This is a genomic window from Neisseria sp. HMSC056A03, assembly GCF_001815685.1.
GTDB classification, from domain to species: Bacteria; Pseudomonadota; Gammaproteobacteria; order Burkholderiales; family Neisseriaceae; genus Neisseria; species Neisseria subflava.
Genome location: NZ_KV821626.1, coordinates 76,677 through 96,188, shown reverse-complemented (window position 1 = coordinate 96,188; position 19,512 = coordinate 76,677). Strand labels below are relative to the sequence as shown.

The following is a 19,512-nucleotide window of genomic DNA, read 5'->3' as shown; positions in this document are numbered from 1 at the left end:
TGTGTGTTTAAACGTTATTTAAATGATTGTCTAATGCGGCCGCCGCGCCGACGATGCCCGGAAATTCGCTCAATACGACATACACGGGAATGGCGGCAAGATATGCTTCAAAGCGGCCTTTGTTTTCAAAGCGGCTGCGGAATGGAGAAGTTTTAAAGTAATCCAACACGCGAGGGATAATCCCGCCGCACAAATACATGCCGCCGCGCGCACCCAAAGTCAAAGCCAAATTGGAAGCGACCGTGCCCAACATGGCGCAGAAAATATCCAAAGTCTGACGGCAAATAGGCGATGTTCCGCTCAATGCCTTATCGGTGATTTCAGAGGGTTTCAGACGGCATTGTTTGATGTTGTCGCGTTTGGCCAATGCCTCGTAAATCAGGCTCAAACCTGCGCCGCTCAAAAAACGCTCGGCAGAAACATGACCGTATTTGTTTTTAGCGTATTGCCAAATCAACACTTCCATATCGTCAAACGGCGGGAAGCTGGTGTGGCCGCCCTCGCCTGCCAACGCCACCCAGCCGGCAGCGCTGTGTACCAAACCGCTGACACCCAAACCGGTACCCGGACCGATAACGGCTTTAGGCGCAAATTCGATTGGTTTTTGACCGCCGATTTGTATCAAGTCTTTCTTATCGGTTTGTGTTACCGCCAAAGCTTGGGCGGTAAAGTCGTTCAACAGAATCAACGTTTCAAAACCCAAAGCCTGACGGGTGGTTTCGATGGAGAATGCCCAGTGGTGGTTGGTCATCTGCACCCAGTCGCCCAAAATCGGATTGGCAATCGCAAAGGCTGCGTGCAAAACTTTCGGACGGCCTGCGCGTTCCAAATAAGTTTTGGCGGCATCGACAATGGTGTCGTAATCCTTGCAAGGCAAGACTTCAGCCTTTTCAATGACCTGTGGTGCAGTTTCAAGTGCAAAACGGGCATTCGTACCGCCGATATCGGCGATCAAACGAGGATAAGCCTCAGTGTGCATAGTAGACATGGCAGTTAATTCCTTGGTGATTGAGAATCAGACTGGTCGGATATTCGGTGTCAGCCCTTGCAGCAGCCTTATCGAATACCGCTTTTTTCTCTGCGCCTTGAATGGCCAAAAATACATTCGGCGTTTTGGCAATCGCACCCAAAGTCATGCTCACTCGCTCATGCGGCGCGGTAACCGGCGTGGTATGAACCAATGTCGGGTCATTGGCTTCATTGATTGCTGCCTGTAATTGAGGCGCTTGAGGGAACAACGACGCCGTATGCCCGTCTCCGCCCATGCCCAACACCAGCACGTCAGGTTGCTTATAATGTTTCAATGCGTAAGCAACGACAACTTCAGGTTGTAATTCAGTTTCAGACTTTCCGTCTTCAACAACAGGAATCCATGTGGCAACAGCCGCGTTATTTTTGAGCAGATATTCGCGTACCAAGCCTGTATTGCTGTCGGCATGCGTGGTCGGAACAATACGCTCATCCACCAAAGTAATGCCGACATTTTGCCAATTTAAATCTTTTTTCGACAAAGCCTCGAAAAACGCAATCGGCGAACGACCGCCGGAAACGGCCAAAACCGCATGGCCTTTCTCATTCAACGCGGCTTGCAATGCGACGGCAACGGCATCGGCGAGAGCTTGCGCGGCAGTTGCAGCGTTTTCTTGTTCGAGCCAAACAAACATGTTTCGTCCTTTCATGGTTTCAGACGGCCTTTTGTTGGAAAACAAGGCCGTCTGAAAGAAATATTATTGCTCTTCGTGCCACTTGTTGCCGTCACGGGCCAACAGCGCGCGTGCAGCTTCAGGACCCCAAGAATGGGCTTCGTAAGCATGTGGAGGCGTTGTATTGTTCGCCCAGTTTTCCAAAATCGGCATCACATATTCCCAAGCGGCTTCGAGTTCGTCACGACGGTTGAACAAAGCGAGTTTGCCGTTAATCACATCCAGCAGCAGACGCTCATAAGCCTCGGCGCGGCGGCCCTCTACGGCTGTGCCCAAGTCCACGCCAATCGGCGTAACTTCGACTTTGTTGCCTGCACCCGGGGTTTTCACTTGAGTGTAAAGGCGGATGGATTCGGTCGGTTGTAGTTCAATAACCAAACGATTCGGCGCAGGTTGGCTGTTGTCAAAAATATGGTTTTGCAGCGGACGGAAATTCAACACGATTTCCGCCACTTTGCCTGCCATGCGTTTGCCGGTACGCAGGTAGAAAGGTACGCCTTTCCAACGCTCGTTTTCGATTTCGGCTTTGATGGCGACATAGGTTTCAGTGAAGCTGTCTTGCGGAACGTTGACTTCTTCCAGATAGCCGTTCATGCCGTTTGCTGCAACATATTGGCCGCGAATAACATTTTCGTTAACGGATTCGATGGTCAGCGGTTTCAGCGATTTGATGACTTTCACTTTCTCGTCGCGTACGGCATCGGCATCCAAGCTCGCCGGCGCTTCCATCGCAGTCATACAAAGCATTTGCATCAAGTGGTTTTGCACCATATCGCGCAACGCACCGGTAATGTCGTAAAACTCGCCGCGCTCTTCCACGCCCAACTGCTCGGCGATGGTCAGCTGTACGCTTTCAATATATTTGTTGTTCCACAAAGGCTCAAATATCACATTGGCAAAACGCAAGGCCAACAGGTTTTGCAGGCTTTCTTTACCTAAATAATGGTCGATACGGTAGATTTGCTCTTCTTTGAAATAACGGGCCACATCTGTATTGATTTGCTGAGAAGAGGCCAAGTCCGTACCCAACGGTTTTTCCAAAACCACGCGCACGTTATCGGCATTCAAACCGATTTCGGCAAGGTTTTCACAGGCTTGCGCAAAGAATTTCGGCGCAGTTGAGAGGTAGATCACGACATTTTCAGTATTCTTGCGTGCTTTTACCAAGTCGCCCAAGGCAATGAAATCGCCTTTCTCTGTAACATCGACTTTTAAATACTCGATACGTTGGATAAACGACGTCCACGCTTCATCTGAGAAGTTTTGTTTGATATGGATTTTAGAATTCGTTTCCACTTTAGACAAAAAGCCGGCGGTATCCAATTCGCTGCGGCTTACACCCAAAATACGACCTTCGGGATGAAGCAAACCGGCTACATGCGCCTGATACAGGCAAGGCAAAAGTTTACGCATTGCCAAATCGCCGGTCGCGCCAAACAACACCAAATCAAAATTTGTCTGTGTACTCATCGTTTCATCTCTCGTTGAGGAAGCTTGCTTCAAAACTTTTGGACTGTCGTCATCCATAAAAATCAATTAAAATCAAAAGCCTTTAAGCAATAAGCAGTAAAAAACCAATCGCCCGCACCAAAATTTCAAACAAGCGGGCTAGTGAGTAGTAATACTACACATGGCTACAGATTTTGTCCATTCTCATTTTTACAAATTGTTTGATTTAACATAAAAGTTTGATGACTTTTGCAGCCTGCCATTTTACAAATTGACTATACCTCGATTTAAATCAAATTTCTTCCACTTAGCGAATTATTCTGTAACAAAATTACAGAATTTGTACTATAATACGCAGACACTTCGAAGAGAAATCTTCAACATTTCAGACGGCACTCATTATTTATTCCCACAGCTCCAGGCCGTCTGAAAAACACCCAATACAAAAAATCAGAAACGCGCAAACAAAAATCCCATACCACCCCTTCCGACAGGAGACCGAACATGAATCCCACTCCTATCCACCCCAAGCTCGCCGAAATCACCGAGCGCATCATCGAGCACAGCCGTCCGACCCGCGAAAAATATCTGGCGAAAATCCGCAGCGCCAAACAAATGGGAAGGCTGGAGCGCAACCAGCTCGGTTGCAGCAACTTGGCGCACGGCTATGCCTCCATGCCAAAAAGCATCAAAATCGAAATGCTTCAGGACACCGTTCCCAATTTAGGCATCATCACCGCCTACAACGACATGGTTTCCGCACACCAGCCGTTTAAAGACTTCCCCGACCAAATTAAAGACGAAGCGCAGAAAAACGGCGCAACCGCGCAAGTTGCCGGCGGTACGCCCGCCATGTGCGACGGCATCACGCAGGGCTACGCCGGGATGGAATTGTCGCTGTTCTCCCGTGACGTGATTGCCATGAGTACCGCTGTCGGCCTGTCGCACCAAATGTTTGACGGCAGCCTGTTTATGGGCGTGTGCGACAAAATCGTTCCGGGTTTGATGATAGGCGCGCTTTCGTTCGGTCATATTCCCGGCATCTTTGTCCCCGCAGGTCCGATGTCCAGCGGTATCGGCAATAAAGAAAAGGCCCGTACCCGCCAACTTTTCGCCGAAGGCAAAGTCGGCCGCGATGCCTTGCTTGAAAGCGAAATGGGTTCTTACCACAGCCCGGGTACTTGTACCTTCTACGGCACTGCCAACTCCAACCAAATGATGATGGAAATGATGGGCGTGCACCTACCTGCTGCCGCCTTTGTCCACCCATACACCGACCTGCGCGAAGCCCTGACCCGCTACGCAGCCGGACACCTCGCACGCGGCATCAAAAACGGCACCATCAAACCATTGGGTGAAATGTTGACCGAAAAATCCTTCATCAACGCCCTGATCGGCCTGATGGCGACCGGCGGTTCGACCAACCACACCATGCACCTCGTTGCCATGGCGCGTGCCGCAGGCGTAATTTTGAACTGGGACGACTTCGACGAAATTTCCTCCATCATCCCATTGCTGATCCGTGTGTATCCCAACGGCAAAGCCGACGTGAACCACTTTACCGCAGCCGGCGGCCTGCCTTTCGTCATCCGCGAATTGCTGGACGCAGGTCTGTTGCACGACGATGTCGATACCGTCGTCGGACACGGTATGCGCCACTACACCAAAGAGCCTTTCCTCATCGACGGCAAACTCGAATGGCGCGAAGCCCCTGAAACCAGCGGCAATGAAGATATCCTGCGCAAAGCCGACAACCCGTTCTCCCCGGACGGCGGTCTGCGCCTGATGAAAGGCAACATCGGTCGCGGCGTGATTAAAGTGTCCGCCGTGCGCGAAGGCTGCCGCATTATCGAAGCGCCTGCCATCGTGTTCAACGACCAACGCGAAGTGTTGGCTGCGTTTGAACGCGGCGAGCTGGAACGCGATTTCGTCTGCGTCGTCCGCTACCAAGGCCCGCGCGCCAACGGTATGCCCGAGTTGCACAAACTGACCCCGCCTTTGGGCATCCTGCAAGACCGCGGCTTCAAAGTGGCGCTGCTGACCGACGGCCGTATGTCCGGAGCGTCCGGCAAAGTACCCGCGTCCATCCACATGACACCCGAAGCCCTGATGGGCGGCAACATCGCCAAAATCCGTACCGGCGACCTGATCCGCTTCGACTCCGTTACCGGCGAACTCAACGTCCTGATTAACGAAGCCGAATGGAACGCCCGCGAAGTCGAACGCATCGACTTGAGCGCGAACCAACAAGGCTGCGGCCGCGAACTCTTCGCCAACTTCCGCAGCATGACCAGCAGCGCAGAAACCGGCGCCATGAGCTTCGGCGGCGAATTTGCCTGATGCACGTTTCAGACGACCTTTTCAAACGGAAGGTCGTCTGAAAAATTATTGAAGCGGTTTAAATAGACGTAGGTCGGATTCTTGAATCCGACACAGCCGTCCAAGATGTCGGATACGAGTATCCGACCTACAGCCCCCAAAGGTCGTCTGAAAACTGAAAACCCCCATCCCGTTTAACCTCAACAAAAAACGACACCCCAAATCCACTTGGAGAACCGAAATGTCCAAACTGACCCCACGCGAAATCCTGACTGCCGGCGCAGTTGTGCCCGTCATGGCGATTGACGATTTAAGCACCGCCGTCGATTTGTCCCACGCTCTTGTCGAAGGCGGCATCCCCACCCTTGAAATCACCCTGCGCACCCCCGTCGGCCTCGACGCCATCCGCCTGATTGCCAAAGAAGTGCCTAACGCCATCATCGGCGCGGGTACGGTTACCAACCCCGAACAGCTCAAAGCCGTCGAAGACGCAGGCGCAGTTTTCGCCATCAGCCCGGGTTTGCACGAATCCCTCGCCAAAGCCAGCCACAACAGCGGCATCCCCCTGATTCCCGGCGTTGCCACTCCAGGCGAAGTCCAACTGGCTTTGGAACACGGTATCGACACCCTCAAACTCTTCCCTGCCGAAGTCGTTGGCGGCAAAGCCATGCTCAAAGCCCTGTACGGCCCTTATGCCGATGTTCGCTTCTGCCCGACCGGCGGCATCAGCCTGGCAACTGCACCCGAGTATTTGGCACTGCCTAATGTCTTGTGCGTCGGCGGCTCATGGCTGACTCCGAAAGAAGCCATCAAAAACAAAGACTGGGACACCATCACCCGTCTGGCTCGCGAAGCTGCCGCTTTAAAACCAAAAGCCTAATCAGGTTGTTATTAAGTTAAAAGAGAAAAGGCCGTCTGAATATGATTTCAGACGGCCTTTTTATATCAATTAAGCCAACACTTTCCGTGCCGCTTCCACACCCCAATACAAAGCCTCTTCAAATACCGAATAGCTGCTTAAATCACTGTGTGCAAACAATAATCCAGAATTTCGACTTCTGATTTTTAATAAAGCCTCATCGCTTAAATAGCCGGGTTTCGGCACGCTCATGCCATGCCCGCGAACGGTAATGTCAACATGGGAAACGTGCCGCCAAAAGCCTTCGCCGTAAGCGGTAAGCAGATCTTGGGCGGCAAGCTGGAGCAGCTCTTCGTCGCTTGCTTTAAGCAGCTGGCGGCGGACGACTTGTGGCGTATCGTGGTTGAGCGCGGCATAGGCGGTAAAAATTGTGCGTTCAGGACGGGCAACCCGGATAAGCTGGTTGGTCGCAACAACATAGCCCAGCCCTTGGCTGCCGTAAACCACGTTGTCCCACGCAAGTTCGCTGTTGTTTTTTTCTTTCGGGAAACTGTGCAGTTCAAAATTGGAAACCAGCCATGGCGCATATTCTGGGATGTCCAGACCAAATTGTTCGGGAGATTCAATAATGCGGGCGGCAACCATCAACGGCATGGCGGAGATAACATGTTGCGCGGTGACGGCAACGGTTTCCCCTTTTGCATTATCACGCAGCCACACTTCAATCCGGCCGTCTGAAAGCGGTTTGATTTTGACGGCGGAAGCATTAACCGAAGCAGGCTTCTCCAAATGGATACTGTTTTCAGACGGCCATTGCCAGCCTTCCTGCAAACCAGCATGACGGCGCAGGTTTTCAGAAAGATGCGCCAAACCTTCGGGCCAAGTGAGGACGGTTTCTGCACTGTTGCGGGCGGCAAAATAATGCAGTCCGGCAAAGGCAGACACTTGCCCAATACCTTGTCCGTAATCGTCGCGGCAACAATAATCGAGATACCATAAAAGTTCGGGCGAGGTGTAGCCCTCTTGCTCAAGCCATTGTTTGAACGTCAGATGATCAAGTTTGCGCCATGTCTCATCTGCCGATGACAGCGCAATCGGAATGGCAAAAATTTTCTTACCGTCATTGCCGTAAGCCTGTTTCAGACGGCCTATCAAATCAAAAAACCGTTTGGAATCCGCATCTTCTTTCGGCAATAAATGTTCCACCCATTTATCCTGATATAAAAGGCGCGATTCGGGCGCATAAACCAAATCGGTTTCCCTAAAGCTGCCGTCCGACTGCAAAATACCGAAATCTGCCAGCATCTCGCGCACATACACGCTTTCTTTCGACGGCAAAGCCAAATAATGCGCACCGCTCGGCGCTTTCAGGCCGGCTGAAGACGTATAGGCGGCATTGTTGCCATTGCGTTCAAACCCTTCTGCCAATAATACATCGCAGTGATTATGCTTCGCCAAATACCACAACGCCCCCAAACCAGACGCACCGCCGCCGAGTATCAGCGTATTGCATTCATAACGACGAGCCGGCGCTTGCAACAACTCTTCGTCGCGCAACAAATGCCCCAACGGCAAGCCGACACGGTTAATAGAAACCGGCGGTTTGCGATTGAGGTATTTATAAGTCTGCCAAGAGAAAGCAGAGGCAGCGCCAAACGCGGCGGTATAGCTGAGAAATTGACGGCGAGTTAGCATGTTTTATAAAAAGGTTGTCTGAAAAAATAAAAATAAAACGGTACAACGAGGTTAAGCAGGTCTCGCGTTATTTATGCCCTGCCGAATAACCATGATAGGAGCTGCCGGAATGCGATGAGTCGCTATCTTCCGCTTGGACATAGTTGAACAAGACGGTAAGAAAAATGATGAAAGCAAAGAAAATAATCGTCCCTACCCGTTCTTCTTCGTAATCACGATCGTTTTTATATCTGTCAGAAACTCATATCCATACCAACGCACACAGACTGACCGCTATACCAACTGGGCTACGTAGGTGCGGTGACAGCCAGGCCGGAAGGTTAACGATGATAAGAATCAGCATAGCAATGATACGGGCTACATTATCTCGACTCCCAACATTTCTATTGTCGCCCTTCAGCCAGTAAGAGAGCATCTCCTTAGTATCAAAAGACAAGCCGAATGCCTTTCTCATTTGGCGGTAAGACACAGGGCTGCTTTTACTCCAGACTATTTCATCCTTGCTCTGCTCGGAACACAGAATGACATTCCGGCCATAACTTTTCTTGCCGCTATATTCCTTGTAATGAAACAAATCGCCTTGTTTGACTTTCCAATAAAAAGCACCAGCCGCTGCCTCGACCTGCCCGCGGTAATGATCAATCAACATTTCACCGGCAGGATTGCCACTTGAATCAAAGTCCGGCCATGTGTGTAAGGTTTCTGACAGCCGCCAGCGTTTTCCAGACTCAATCAGCCAGGCAAACCCTTGCTGCGTGTTATAAAGCAGATATTCCGTCCAGTATTCAGACTGATTTTGGTTATAGGACGGTATCTCAGCAAATCTTACAGCCCCGATAATCAGATATTCTGTATCGTTCAGACGGCCTTTCGTACCTATGGAAAGTGTGAACAGGTTTTCTTGTTCTTTCCTTTGGGCATTTGCCTCCATCAACGCAACAGTATCTTTTGTCGTGTTCAAACTACTGCCGCAAGACTGACATAAAAGGAAAGAAGTAACACCACCTGGCCAATGAACAGGAGCGCCGCAATGAGGGCAGTTTTCAGAAAGAATCTCTCCTTTCAGACGGCCTGCACTTTCACGGATTTCATCATCACTGCGCTTATTTTCCAGCTTCAAACTGTCCAAACTGACTATGCGTCCGAAGTAGGAGTCCATTGGAAAAGTCGAATAATCCAAGGTCAAAAACAAATTGCCCCGTCGCCAGTCGCAAACCTTGCCTGTCGCTTGATTCCCAGATAAATTGAACGGCAACTCGCCTTGCGCATCGGTATTACGATAATGTATGGTGCGAACGTCCGACGCAATAAAGGTTTGGCCATTAAAGATCAACGAACTGGAACCGGCTTTCACCGACTTAAAATTTTTCGGCCCCCGTCTCCTCTTCTGAGCCAGCAAACAAGTCATCGCATATAAATCGCCAACCTCGGAAAGCCAGCCGGTCTGCCCGTCATCAAACAAGACATACTATTCATTCCATGCGCCGACATCATAATGCACCTGCAATCGCCCAATCAGCGTAAATTTCCGATCATCAAAAACGCCTCTCGTTCCAATCTGTAACGGACTGAAATCTTCCAGCAACGCAGAATCACGCCCTGCATTGGCAACAAAATATCCGCTCCTCCCCTTACCGCTTCTAGCAACCAGCATACTGCGGCAATGGCCACACACCAGCGTCACGGCAGTAGCGGAGTACGCCTCCACAGACGCACCACAGCTTGGGCAATCGGTTTTAAAAAAAGGCGTTTTTCCACATAGCGTCAATATTTCAGTTTAATCAGTACAAGGTTTAAGGCCGTCTGAAAACGGATTGAATATGCTTTCAGACGGCCTTATAGATTTTATTGTTCAACTAATGATTGTATATCGTCCAGTATACCTTCGCCACGTTGCACAACCGTCCAAACAGCCCTTTCAGCCGCCAACTCCCTGCACAAGATTTCCTTCACTTTTTCCAATTTCATGCCGCCGCAGATAAATGCGTCAATGGCGGCGAAATGGTGTTCCGGCCAAGTGTGGATACTGATATGGGACTCGGCGAGCAGTAAAACGCCGGTTACGCCGCCTGCGCCGCCGAATGTGTGGAAGTGTTCGGTTAATATGGTGGCTTCTGCGGCCTGTGCGGCAGCTGCTAAAGCGGTTTTCAGACGGCCTTCATCTTTTAAGATGGCTTCATCGCAGCCGTATAAGTCTAATAGGCCATGATTACCGGGCATGTGGGTCATTTATGGCCTCCAGAATAGCCACTGCCGCCATAATAACCGCCGGAGTGCATACGTGAGCCGTCGGAGTCGGAAGAGCCGTAGCTGATAATCATGGAGATGACGATGATGATGGTGCTGAAAATAATATAAGTGATTCTCGACATGTTAATCCTCGTCCTCGTCTTTTTTGCCCATGGTCCACAACAACCAGCATCCTATAAAGATGACGGTAAGTGCAGCAGAGCTGTCACCAGTCAAAAGCGCAGGGAAATTGACGACAACCAAGATGGCGGTCATTATGATTCTTAATGATTTATCAATACCGTCTGCCGCCATGTTTGCAGTGTAATGCGGTGCGCGGCTGGTCAAATTAAACGCATCCGCAATTTCCCGATAAGCAATGGGTGTACTTCTATTCCATGCCATTTCGTGACTGTTTAGTTCGGAACCAAGCTTACGGCTTTGTCCGTCTCGGTAATCGCTGTAATAGTTCAAATCACTGCTTCGGACACGCCAATAGAAGGCGCCGGCAGCGACTTCTACCCTGCCTCCATAGTCATAAAGTTTGCCATAGCCTTGCGGTTGGCGGTTTCGGTCGAGGCGCGGCCAATCGTTCAAGGTTTCAGAAATATTCCAACCTTCATCAGCTTCAACCAGCCATAAGAAACCCTGAGTTGGGTTGTAAAGCAGATATTCCGACCATTGGCCTTCGGGTATGAGCACGCGGTTGGCTCCGTTGAACAGGTTGTCGAACGTTTCCTGTGCGTCAGTTTCGGCGTATCTGATCGCTCCCATAACGTAAAATTCGCGTTTTTTCAGACGGCCTGTCGAGCCGACAGGCAAAGTAAACATCGTATTTTGCGACAAACGCAGATTATTGGCGGTAATAAGCTCCGCTTTATCTTTGCCGACTGCCAATTCGCTGCCGCAACTTTGACAGTTCAGATGGGAAGTCAGACCGTTCACCCAATGAATGGATGAGCCGCAGTTAGGACAGTTTTCTGAAGTAATACTGCCTTTCAGACGGCCTGCACTTTCTTTAATTTCATCTTCGTGGCGCGTGTTTTCCAGCTTCAAATCATCTAGGTTTACCATGCGGCCAAAGAAGGCTTCGGGTGTTTTATTGTTGTAATCGAGCGTGATGAAAAGGTTTTCGCAACGCCAGTCGGAAACCCGATTTTCTGTATCCTCTTTCAAAACAAACGGCAATTCGCCCTGCGCAGCCGCGCGTTTCAAGCTGATTTTGCGGACATCGGAGGCAATATAGCGCTTATCTTGAAAAGTCAGCTCGCTAAATCCGGCTCGTGTGTCTTCAAATTTCGGCGGATTATCGATTTCGACCGGCATGGTCATCACATATAAATCGCCCGCCTCAGAAAGCCAACCTGCCCTGCCGTCGTCAAATAGCGCATACCATTCATTCCACGCGCCATCGTCGTATTGCACCTGAAGCCGCCCGACCAAGGTAAAGCGTTGAGCGACAAATGTGCCGCTGGTTCCGATTTGCAACGGACTAAAATCTTCCAGCAATGCGGAATCGCGGCCGGAATCGACAACGCCGTTATCTTGCCGCACCAGCATGCTGTTGCAATAGCCGCACACCAGCGTCACAGCAGAAGCAGAATGCGCTTCGACAGGTGCGCCGCAGCTTGGGCAGTCGGTTTTGAAGAAAGGAGTTTGAGACATGGATTTGCTTTTTCAGAATGGGTTGGAATGTTTCAGACGGCCTTAACGTTTATATCAACTGGTTTTATCAATGATTTCAGATTAGAAACAAACCAAATCGCCGAATAGACTCAATCAAATGATTCAAAAGGCCGTCTGAAACCTTTTCACAGAAGCAGCTCAACGCTTCTTTGAATGATATTTTTCAGACGGCCTTCAATTGATTAACCAATCAACTGTTTCAACACTTCAGCCTTGGCTTTATCGAAATCTTCTTGCGAAATCAAACCGCCATCCAGCAAAGACTTGAGTTTCACCAATTTCGCCTGCGGATCTTCGGCAGCCGGCTGAGCATTTTGCTGAGCCTGTTGCACATTCGGCTGCATCATGCCAGACATGGCTCCCGCCATCGCCTGACCAATACCGGCACCTACGCCCAAACCTGCACCGATTCCGGCAAGTCCGCCTTCATTTTGAGCCGCAAGCGGGATGGATTCGGCAGTTTGATATTGGGTGTAGCGTCCCAAATCGCCGATAATGCCCATCGAAATTTTCTTATCCAACGCAGCCTGAATAGACGCGGGCAAGGTAATGCTTTCAACAGTGAAGTTTTCCAGCGCCAAACCCAGCTTGGCAAATTCCGCACCGAGCAATTCGCCGATTTTTTGCGACAGCAAAACTTGGTTCGCCGCCATATCCAAGAATGGAATACCGGAGCTGCCAAACGCGGCCGCCAATTGGGTGACTGCAATATTGCGCAGCTGGTTTTCCAAGTCTACACCGCTGTATTGCGCCGCCACGCCGCTGACTTCTTTGAAGAATTTTGCCGGATCGCTGATGCGGTAAGAATACATACCGAACGAACGCAGTTGCACCGCGCCAAACTCGGCATCACGTACGGTAACAGGTTGGAATGTACCCCATTTTCGTGCGAGCTGTTGTTTGGTATTAAAAAAGTAAACATCCGATTTAAAAGGGGATTCAAAAAGCTTGTCCCAGTTTTTCAAGTTGGTCAGCACAGGCAACGTTTGCGTATTGAGTGTGTAACGCCCCGGACCGAACACGTCGGCGGTTACGCCTTCATCGACAAACATCGCCATCTGCGCCTCACGCACAGTCAGGCTCGCACCGTTTTGGATCTCCTCATCGGCAATCGGAAAACGCCACATCAACAGGCTGTCATCGGGATTCGGCCATTGAATGACGTCGATAAACTGTTTTTTGATAAAGTTGAACATTTCAACTCCTTATAAAATAAATCGGGATACAAAATTCAAGGTATGGGTATTCAAGTCAAGCAAGCAGCGTTCAAAATACCAATCGAGATAGACACTGCGCCAAACAACGCACCGACGGCGACATTATTGCCAATGAGTTCTGCGGTAGCGCCTTTAATCATCATTGTTGCAGCGAAATAGACAAAAATCTGAATCACTGCTGCGGCAAGTCCCCACAGGATAAAATCGATGAAGCTGACACTGTGGGCAATGCTTGAGGCAAGCGTCAGACAGAAACCGACCAACGCGCCGCCAAACGCCAAGGCGCAGGCAAGGTTGCCGTTTTTAATCAGGCGCAATTCTTCGGCAGGGGTAATCCGCAGATATACGGCACCGAAAACTACAGTCATGGCAACCCCTGCCAACATATATTGCAGGTAAAGCAGATATTGGGACAGAGAAATACTCACGATAAGATTCCTTGTTTTGTAATAAAGTGATTATGCCATATTTTTGAAGATAAACCCTTCGAAAATATGGCATTTTTAGAAGCGCTTCAGGCCGTCTGAAACGGTCAGATTTTTTAATTCATGTTTTATTGTGATAATTGTTGACAATTTTTGTATATTTATGTAACTATTGCGCACCGCTATTTATTAGAGTAACGAGGAGAATATGAGCATACTCGCCGCCATCCGCCCTAAAGAGCCTTTGCGCCATCTGCGCTGGTTTGACATGCTGATTGTAACCGCCATCCTGTTCGGTCAATTTGCCTACCGTTCTACCCAACTTTATATCGCCAGCCTGATGCCGCAAGTGGAAACAGCCGCTGCTACCGAAGAAGTGCGCGATACTGCGGTAACCGGCGTGGCTTATTCGGAAAACATGAGCCTGCAGCTGACGCTGCTTGCTATTGCTCTGGTTTACCTCGTTATCCGCCGTTTCGACTTCAAACAGTTGCCGATTCGCTTTAATTTAGGCGTATTGTTTTGGACGCCTGTAATTTTTATCCTGATGGGTCTGACCGCCGATGCGGTGACTTCGTTAAGCGGCGGCTACAATTACTTCACCACTGAAATTTTCCAATACATCAAGCCATTATCTATCTTCGACAAATTCGCCGCCCTTGCGCCGATGGCCATCCTCTACGGCCTTTTAAACGGCTTTTATGAAGAATTCTGTTTCCTCGGTCTTTTGACCTGCGTGGAAGACAAATACAAATGGCAGGCATTGGCCTATTCGATCTTGGTGCGCGTCTCCTTCCATACTTACCAAGGCATGCTTTGGGCGACCGTTATCGGCGTTGTTTTCGGCTTGATGTACTACTTCTTCTACAAATACAAAGTCAAAAACCTGCTGCCGTTTTTCCTGATTCACGCCTTGGCAGATATCTTCGGCTCCGGCTTCATCTATTTGATTTGCGCTTAATAGCAACGGTTGGATGAATAAACAAGGCCGTCTGAAACATTATTGTTCAGACGGCCTTTTATCATCTATCGGTTTACTTAATCAAAGTAATTGCCACATCCGCATCTTCGGTTGCAACAGCCTCAATCACTGCATCGCCGCCAAACCTCAACACCGAGCCTGCGCCGACCGTATGCTTTTCAGTCTGATTCAACGTCACGTCAAAGCTTCCTTTTCCAACGGCAAAAATCAGCGTTTTAAAGCCCGGATGATCGTGCGGTTTAATCTGCTCCCCTTTCTTCATGTCTTTCTTAACAACCATGTAATTTTCGCCGCTGAAAATTTTACCGTTTTCGGAAGAAACCTCTCCCAAAGGCGCGGCAGAAACGGCAACGGAAAACAAAGCAGACAGCAATACAGCAGAAATATTAGATACTTTCATGGCAAGCCTTTCTTAAAATAGGGCTTCCATTCTATAAAAACCCACCTCATTACTCAATAATAATTCTTATTTTCTAATAAAAAGGCCGTCTGAAACCCAACGATATTTTTCAGACGGCCTGATTGACCTGTATAATATTTTCTTACTAATAAAATCGCTTTACATACCCATCAAATGGAAACCGTCAGAAAAGATCCGCTTGGCTCGGCATGGGTGGTTATTGCCGCGCTCAGCTTTACCGTCATGAACCTCTCCGTCAAAGCCGCCTCTACATATTTCGGCTTTTCCAGCGGCGAGCTGGTCTTTTGGCGCATGCTGGTCTCCACCCTGTTCTTAGGCATCATGGCCAAAGTGCAAGGCAACACATTTTCCACGCCGCATTGGAAAACCCATCTCAACCGCAGCGTCATCGGCACGCTTGCCATGATGTGCACGCTTTATTCCGTCATACATCTGCCGCTGGCAACAGGCGTCACGCTCAACTACACCTCCTCCATCTGGCTTGCCATCTTTTCATTTTTCATTTTAAAAGAACGAATTACGCTTTACACCCAAGCCATTTTGATTATGGGCTTTATCGGCGTTATCCTGTTGCTCAATCCATCTTTTCAAGGCGGACAGGAATTTGCCGCACTGGTCAGTTTGGCAGGCGGCGCCATGTCAGGCTGGGCGTATTTGCAAGTGCGCGAACTCTCGCTTTTGGGCGAACCGGGCTGGCGCGTGGTGTTTTATCTGTCGCTTACCGGCCTGATTATGTCCGCCATTTGGAGCTGCTTTACCGGCTGGCATCCGCTGACCGTATCTTCCCTACCCTATCTGGCCGGCATCGGCATCTCCGCCATGATTGCCCAACTGGCCATGACCCGCGCCTATAAGGTCGGCAAGAAATTTACCGTTGCCTCGCTTTCCTACCTGACCGTCGTTTTCTCCGCCCTGTCCGGCGTACTGCTTTTCGGCGATAAAATCACTTGGCAGGAAGCCGCCGGCATGGTTATTATTGTTGCAGGCGGCGTGTTCAGCAGTTTTACTCCGGCCTCAATCAAAAAATTTCTGATGAAGCAATAATTTAACAAGGAGAACACCATGATTTCCATCCGCGAACAATCTTACGGCTTAAACGTAGCGCTGTACAACGAGTTCACTTTGGACGATTTCCGCCAATTGGAAGAAGCCTTGTTGGCCGAAAAACAAAAAGTCCATCTGCCCGACATCCTGTTGGACTTGTCCATGCTGAAAGACTTCACCATCGATATGGCGGTCGAGCAAATCAAATTTCTCAACCAACACGAAACCGACTTCGGCCGCGTTGCCGTCATTACCGACGACATTTGGATCAAACTCGGCGCGCGCCTTTCCAGCCTCTTGACCAACCAACATCCCAAATATTTCAGCGATGCCACCGAAGCACAGGCTTGGTTGTTGGCAAGCAATTTGAAATAAAGATAAGGCCGTCTGAACGCATTACCTGAGCAAATTCAAAACCGCTTAGGCTCAAAATCAACGGTATCACAATATTTTTCAAAGCATCAAAAAGGCCGTCTGAAACCTTGCGACCCGCAAAGTTTCAGACGGCCTTTCATCATTTTTATTCAAAAACTTACATCACATCCAATACATCAATGCCCAACAATTCCAAGCCTTGTTTCAGCGTGTCGCCGGTGAGCTTCGCCAGTTGCAGGCGGCTGTTGCGGGTTGCACCTTCTGATTTCAGGATTGGGCAGGCTTCGTAGAAGCGGCTGAACAGGGTGGCGGTTTGGTAGAGGTAGGCGGCAAGGTAGTGCGGATACGCAGTATCTGCCACGCTTTGCAGCACGTCTTCGAATTTCAGAAGCTCAGTGGCAAGCTGTTTTTCCAGCGGTTCGGTCAAAACGGTTGGTGCATTTGCGTCCCATTCGCCTGCTTTACGGAACACGCTTTGCACGCGGGTATAGGCATATTGCAGGTAAGGGGCGGTGTTGCCTTCAAACGAAAGCATGGCGTCCCAGTCGAACACATAATCGCTGGTGCGGTTTTTGCTCAAATCGGCGTATTTGACCGCGCCGATGCCGACGGTTTTGCCGATTTTCGCCGCTTCATCCGCGCCCAATTCGGGATTTTTTTCTTTCACCAAAGCAGTGGCGCGCTCGACGGCTTCGGTCAGCAGGTCAACCAGTTTTACAGTATCGCCGCTGCGTGTTTTGAACGGTTTGCCGTCTTTGCCCATCATGGTGCCGAAGCCGATAAACTCGGCTTTTGCATCTTCCGGCAGATAGCCTGCTTTGCGGGAAGTGGTGAAAAGTTGTTCGAAGTGCAGGGCTTGGCGGTGGTCGACGACGTACAGCAGGCGGTCGGCTTTCAGACGATCTATGCGGTAGCGCAGGCAAGCCAAATCGGTGGAGGCGTAGAGGAAGCCGCCGCCTTGTTTTTGCACGATAAATGCGGCGGGTTCGCCTTCTTTGTTTTTAAATTCGTCCAAGAACACGACTTTCGCGCCGTCGTCTTCGACAGCCAGGCCTTTTTGAACCAAATCATCGACCACGGGCTGCAAATCGTCGTTGTATTTAGATTCGCCGGCCACGTCTTCAGGGCGCAGCTTCAAGCCCAGCGTGTCGTAAACGGCCTGGGCGTGCGAGAGCGAAATATCGACAAACTGTTTCCACAACGCCAACACGGTTTCATCGCCGCCTTGCAGCTTCACAACATATTCGCGCGCGGTGTCGGCAAAGGCGGGGTCTTCGTCAAAGCGCACTTTGGCGGCGCGGTAAAACTGTTCCAAGTCCGCCAGCTCGAACGCGGCGTTGTCTTTTTGCTGCTCGACCAAATAAGCGACCAACATGCCGAACTGCGTCCCCCAGTCGCCGACGTGGTTTTGACGGATAACGGTGTTGCCCATAAATTCCAATACGCGCGAAATGCTGTCGCCGATGATGCTGGAACGCAGGTGGCCGACGTGCATTTCTTTGGCCAGATTAGGCGAAGAATAGTCGATAACGACGGTTTGCGGTTGGGCGGTTTTTGCTACGCCGAAATGCGCGTCGTTCAAGGCCGTCTGAATGTTTTGGGCGAGGAAATCAGGACGCAGGCGCAGGTTGATAAAGCCCGGGCCGGCTACTTCTGCGCTTTCAATCACGGCGTTGTCGGCCAATGCTTCGGCCACTTTTTGCGCCAACTCGCGCGGATTTTGTTTGGCTTTTTTCGCCGCACCCATCACGCCGTTGATTTGGAAATCGCCAAAGTCGGGATTTTTTACCACCTGCAATACGACGGGGCTGTCGGACAAACCGGCAGCGGCAAAGGCTGCTTGGGCTTCACGTTCGACGGTTTGGTATAAATTCATGTTGTCGGTCTCTATCAATTCAAATCAGGCGGTATTTTAAAAGAATTTCGGGCTTTAAAACAGGGCAAGCTGCAATACTTTTCCAGCGGCTTGTTATATGATTGCATTCTGATTAAACGATTTTGCCATAGAGGCCGTCTGAAAGGAAAAGCCATAAAACCCAAAAATACGCTTTGTCTGATTGTCGATATTCAAGAACGCCTGCTGCCCGCCCTTTCCGGCGCAGACGAAATGTTGGAACGCTGCCGCCTGCTGATTCAAGGCTTGACGGCTTTGGACGTACCCTTTGCCGTAACCGAACAATATCCGAAAGGTTTGGGCAACACTGTATCCGCCGTATCGCTGCTGTTGCCCGAAGGCACGCCTGTTGTCGAGAAAACCCAATTTTCGGCGTTTTTACCCGAAATTCATGAAATATTACGCAAAAACGACATCAAAAACATTATTTTGGTGGGCGCAGAAACGCATATCTGTATGCTTCAGACGGCCTTGGATTTGAAAGCACAAGGTTACGCCGTATCCCTGCCTTTCGAATGCACCGCCTCGCGCACAACGGCCACCCGCGACAACGGTTTGGCGCAAATGAGCCGTCAGGGCATTATCATTTCCAATGTCGAAAGTATTTTGTTCCAACTGCTCGGCGATGCCAAACATCCGGCCTTTAAGACTATCTCCAAACTGATTCAATAACAGGCCGTCTGAAATGCAATACACCATCCGCCCTGCCCTGCGCCAAGACTTGCCCGCCATCGTCGATATTTACAACAGCACCGTGGCCACACGCCAATCCACGGCCGATTTGTCGCCGACCACGGTTGCCGAACGCGAAATGTGGTTTGCCGCGCACACGGACAAACGCCCGATCTACGCCCTTTACGATACCGACGGCACCGTATTGGCCTGGGGCAGTTTCAGCGACTACCATCCGCGCTACGCCTACCACATCAGCGCAGAAGTCAGCATTTATGTCCGCCACGATATGCGCGGCGCAGGCGTGGGCAAAATCCTGTTGCGGCACATGCTCGAACGCGCGCCGTCCTTAGACATCCACAACATCATCGCGCTTGTGTTCGGCCACAACTATCCAAGCCTGAACCTGTTTCACCGTTCCGGTTTTGAAGAATGGGGGCGGCTGCCGCAAGTCTGCGATTTGGACACCATGTTGGCAGACGTCGTGATTTTGGGCAAAAGGATTGTGGATTGATTACGACAAAGGCCGTCTGAAAACTGAA

At 50.2% G+C, this 19,512-nt stretch carries 20 protein-coding genes; 7 read left to right on the top strand and 13 right to left on the bottom strand.

Going from position 1 to position 19,512, the window contains the following annotated elements; translation table 11 throughout:
* Positions 1-7 precede the first annotated feature (7 nt).
* The 3 genes from HMPREF3052_RS05400 to zwf all read right to left on the bottom strand — a co-directional run bounded on the left by HMPREF3052_RS05400 (position 8) and on the right by zwf (position 3,173).
* The gene (locus HMPREF3052_RS05400; RefSeq protein ID WP_070749007.1) at positions 8-988 is read right to left on the bottom strand and encodes a glucokinase; all 981 of its coding nucleotides are present in this window, start codon (positions 986-988) and stop codon (positions 8-10) included.
* Positions 969-1,664 (bottom strand): 6-phosphogluconolactonase, encoded by a 696-nt coding sequence (gene pgl / locus HMPREF3052_RS05395; protein ID WP_070749006.1) that lies wholly within the window; start codon positions 1,662-1,664, stop codon positions 969-971. The genes HMPREF3052_RS05400 and pgl overlap by 20 nt, the downstream gene beginning before the upstream one ends.
* A gap of 63 nt (positions 1,665-1,727) precedes the next feature.
* A complete protein-coding gene (gene zwf / locus HMPREF3052_RS05390) occupies positions 1,728-3,173 on the bottom strand; it encodes a glucose-6-phosphate dehydrogenase (protein WP_070749088.1) in 1,446 nt (481 codons plus the stop codon).
* A 483-nt stretch (positions 3,174-3,656) separates the two neighbouring features.
* On the opposite strand from zwf, the gene edd reads away from it, so the two are divergent.
* The gene (gene edd / locus HMPREF3052_RS05385; protein WP_070749004.1) at positions 3,657-5,492 is read left to right on the top strand and encodes a phosphogluconate dehydratase; all 1,836 of its coding nucleotides are present in this window, start codon (positions 3,657-3,659) and stop codon (positions 5,490-5,492) included.
* 220 nt (positions 5,493-5,712) lie between these two features.
* The gene (locus HMPREF3052_RS05380; RefSeq protein ID WP_070749002.1) at positions 5,713-6,351 is read left to right on the top strand and encodes a bifunctional 4-hydroxy-2-oxoglutarate aldolase/2-dehydro-3-deoxy-phosphogluconate aldolase; all 639 of its coding nucleotides are present in this window, start codon (positions 5,713-5,715) and stop codon (positions 6,349-6,351) included.
* Between the two features lie 69 nt (positions 6,352-6,420).
* Here HMPREF3052_RS05380 and HMPREF3052_RS05375 read toward each other — a convergent pair whose 3' ends face one another.
* The 8 genes from HMPREF3052_RS05375 to HMPREF3052_RS05350 form a co-directional block, all read right to left on the bottom strand.
* Positions 6,421-8,025, bottom strand: coding sequence for an NAD(P)-binding protein (locus HMPREF3052_RS05375; RefSeq protein WP_070749000.1), 1,605 nt, complete (start codon positions 8,023-8,025; stop codon positions 6,421-6,423).
* A 241-nt stretch (positions 8,026-8,266) separates the two neighbouring features.
* A complete protein-coding gene (locus HMPREF3052_RS05370) occupies positions 8,267-9,487 on the bottom strand; it encodes a DUF4178 domain-containing protein (protein WP_283126961.1) in 1,221 nt (406 codons plus the stop codon).
* Between the two features lie 6 nt (positions 9,488-9,493).
* Positions 9,494-9,733, bottom strand: coding sequence for a hypothetical protein (locus HMPREF3052_RS12055; RefSeq protein WP_283126960.1), 240 nt, complete (start codon positions 9,731-9,733; stop codon positions 9,494-9,496).
* 137 nt (positions 9,734-9,870) lie between these two features.
* Positions 9,871-10,254, bottom strand: coding sequence for an adenosylmethionine decarboxylase (speD, locus tag HMPREF3052_RS05365; protein ID WP_049329825.1), 384 nt, complete (start codon positions 10,252-10,254; stop codon positions 9,871-9,873).
* The gene (locus HMPREF3052_RS11775) at positions 10,251-10,397 is read right to left on the bottom strand and encodes a hypothetical protein (RefSeq protein ID WP_162837292.1); all 147 of its coding nucleotides are present in this window, start codon (positions 10,395-10,397) and stop codon (positions 10,251-10,253) included. Before HMPREF3052_RS11775 ends, speD begins: the two co-directional genes overlap by 4 nt.
* A gap of 1 nt (position 10,398) precedes the next feature.
* Positions 10,399-11,919, bottom strand: coding sequence for a DUF4178 domain-containing protein (locus tag HMPREF3052_RS05360; RefSeq protein WP_283126959.1), 1,521 nt, complete (start codon positions 11,917-11,919; stop codon positions 10,399-10,401).
* Between the two features lie 203 nt (positions 11,920-12,122).
* Complete coding sequence (locus HMPREF3052_RS05355; RefSeq protein ID WP_070748998.1) at positions 12,123-13,136, bottom strand: SPFH domain-containing protein; 1,014 nt, start codon at positions 13,134-13,136, stop codon at positions 12,123-12,125.
* Positions 13,137-13,186: 50 nt separating this feature from the next.
* A complete protein-coding gene (locus HMPREF3052_RS05350) occupies positions 13,187-13,585 on the bottom strand; it encodes a DUF350 domain-containing protein (RefSeq protein ID WP_193699298.1) in 399 nt (132 codons plus the stop codon).
* 205 nt (positions 13,586-13,790) lie between these two features.
* Here HMPREF3052_RS05350 and HMPREF3052_RS05345 point away from each other — a divergent pair, with 205 nt between their 5' ends.
* Complete coding sequence (locus HMPREF3052_RS05345; RefSeq protein ID WP_049329823.1) at positions 13,791-14,543, top strand: CPBP family glutamic-type intramembrane protease; 753 nt, start codon at positions 13,791-13,793, stop codon at positions 14,541-14,543.
* Positions 14,544-14,616: 73 nt separating this feature from the next.
* Here HMPREF3052_RS05345 and HMPREF3052_RS05340 read toward each other — a convergent pair whose 3' ends face one another.
* Complete coding sequence (locus HMPREF3052_RS05340; protein ID WP_003686176.1) at positions 14,617-14,964, bottom strand: cupin domain-containing protein; 348 nt, start codon at positions 14,962-14,964, stop codon at positions 14,617-14,619.
* A gap of 174 nt (positions 14,965-15,138) precedes the next feature.
* Between HMPREF3052_RS05340 and HMPREF3052_RS05335 the strand changes: the two genes are divergently transcribed.
* Positions 15,139-16,029 carry a DMT family transporter gene (locus tag HMPREF3052_RS05335; RefSeq protein WP_070748996.1) on the top strand — a complete coding sequence of 297 codons (891 nt, stop codon included), beginning with the start codon at positions 15,139-15,141 and terminating at the stop codon, positions 16,027-16,029.
* An 18-nt stretch (positions 16,030-16,047) separates the two neighbouring features.
* Positions 16,048-16,404, top strand: a complete 357-nt coding sequence (locus HMPREF3052_RS05330; RefSeq protein ID WP_070748995.1) for a SpoIIAA family protein — start codon at positions 16,048-16,050, stop codon at positions 16,402-16,404.
* A 157-nt stretch (positions 16,405-16,561) separates the two neighbouring features.
* Here HMPREF3052_RS05330 and argS read toward each other — a convergent pair whose 3' ends face one another.
* The gene (argS, locus tag HMPREF3052_RS05325; protein ID WP_070748993.1) at positions 16,562-18,280 is read right to left on the bottom strand and encodes an arginine--tRNA ligase; all 1,719 of its coding nucleotides are present in this window, start codon (positions 18,278-18,280) and stop codon (positions 16,562-16,564) included.
* Positions 18,281-18,433: 153 nt separating this feature from the next.
* Here argS and HMPREF3052_RS05320 point away from each other — a divergent pair, with 153 nt between their 5' ends.
* On the top strand, positions 18,434-18,970 hold the full coding sequence (locus HMPREF3052_RS05320) for an isochorismatase family protein (protein WP_070749084.1): 537 nt from the start codon (positions 18,434-18,436) through the stop codon (positions 18,968-18,970).
* A 13-nt stretch (positions 18,971-18,983) separates the two neighbouring features.
* The gene (locus HMPREF3052_RS05315) at positions 18,984-19,484 is read left to right on the top strand and encodes a GNAT family N-acetyltransferase (RefSeq protein ID WP_070748991.1); all 501 of its coding nucleotides are present in this window, start codon (positions 18,984-18,986) and stop codon (positions 19,482-19,484) included.
* The last annotated feature ends 28 nt before the right edge of the window (positions 19,485-19,512 follow it).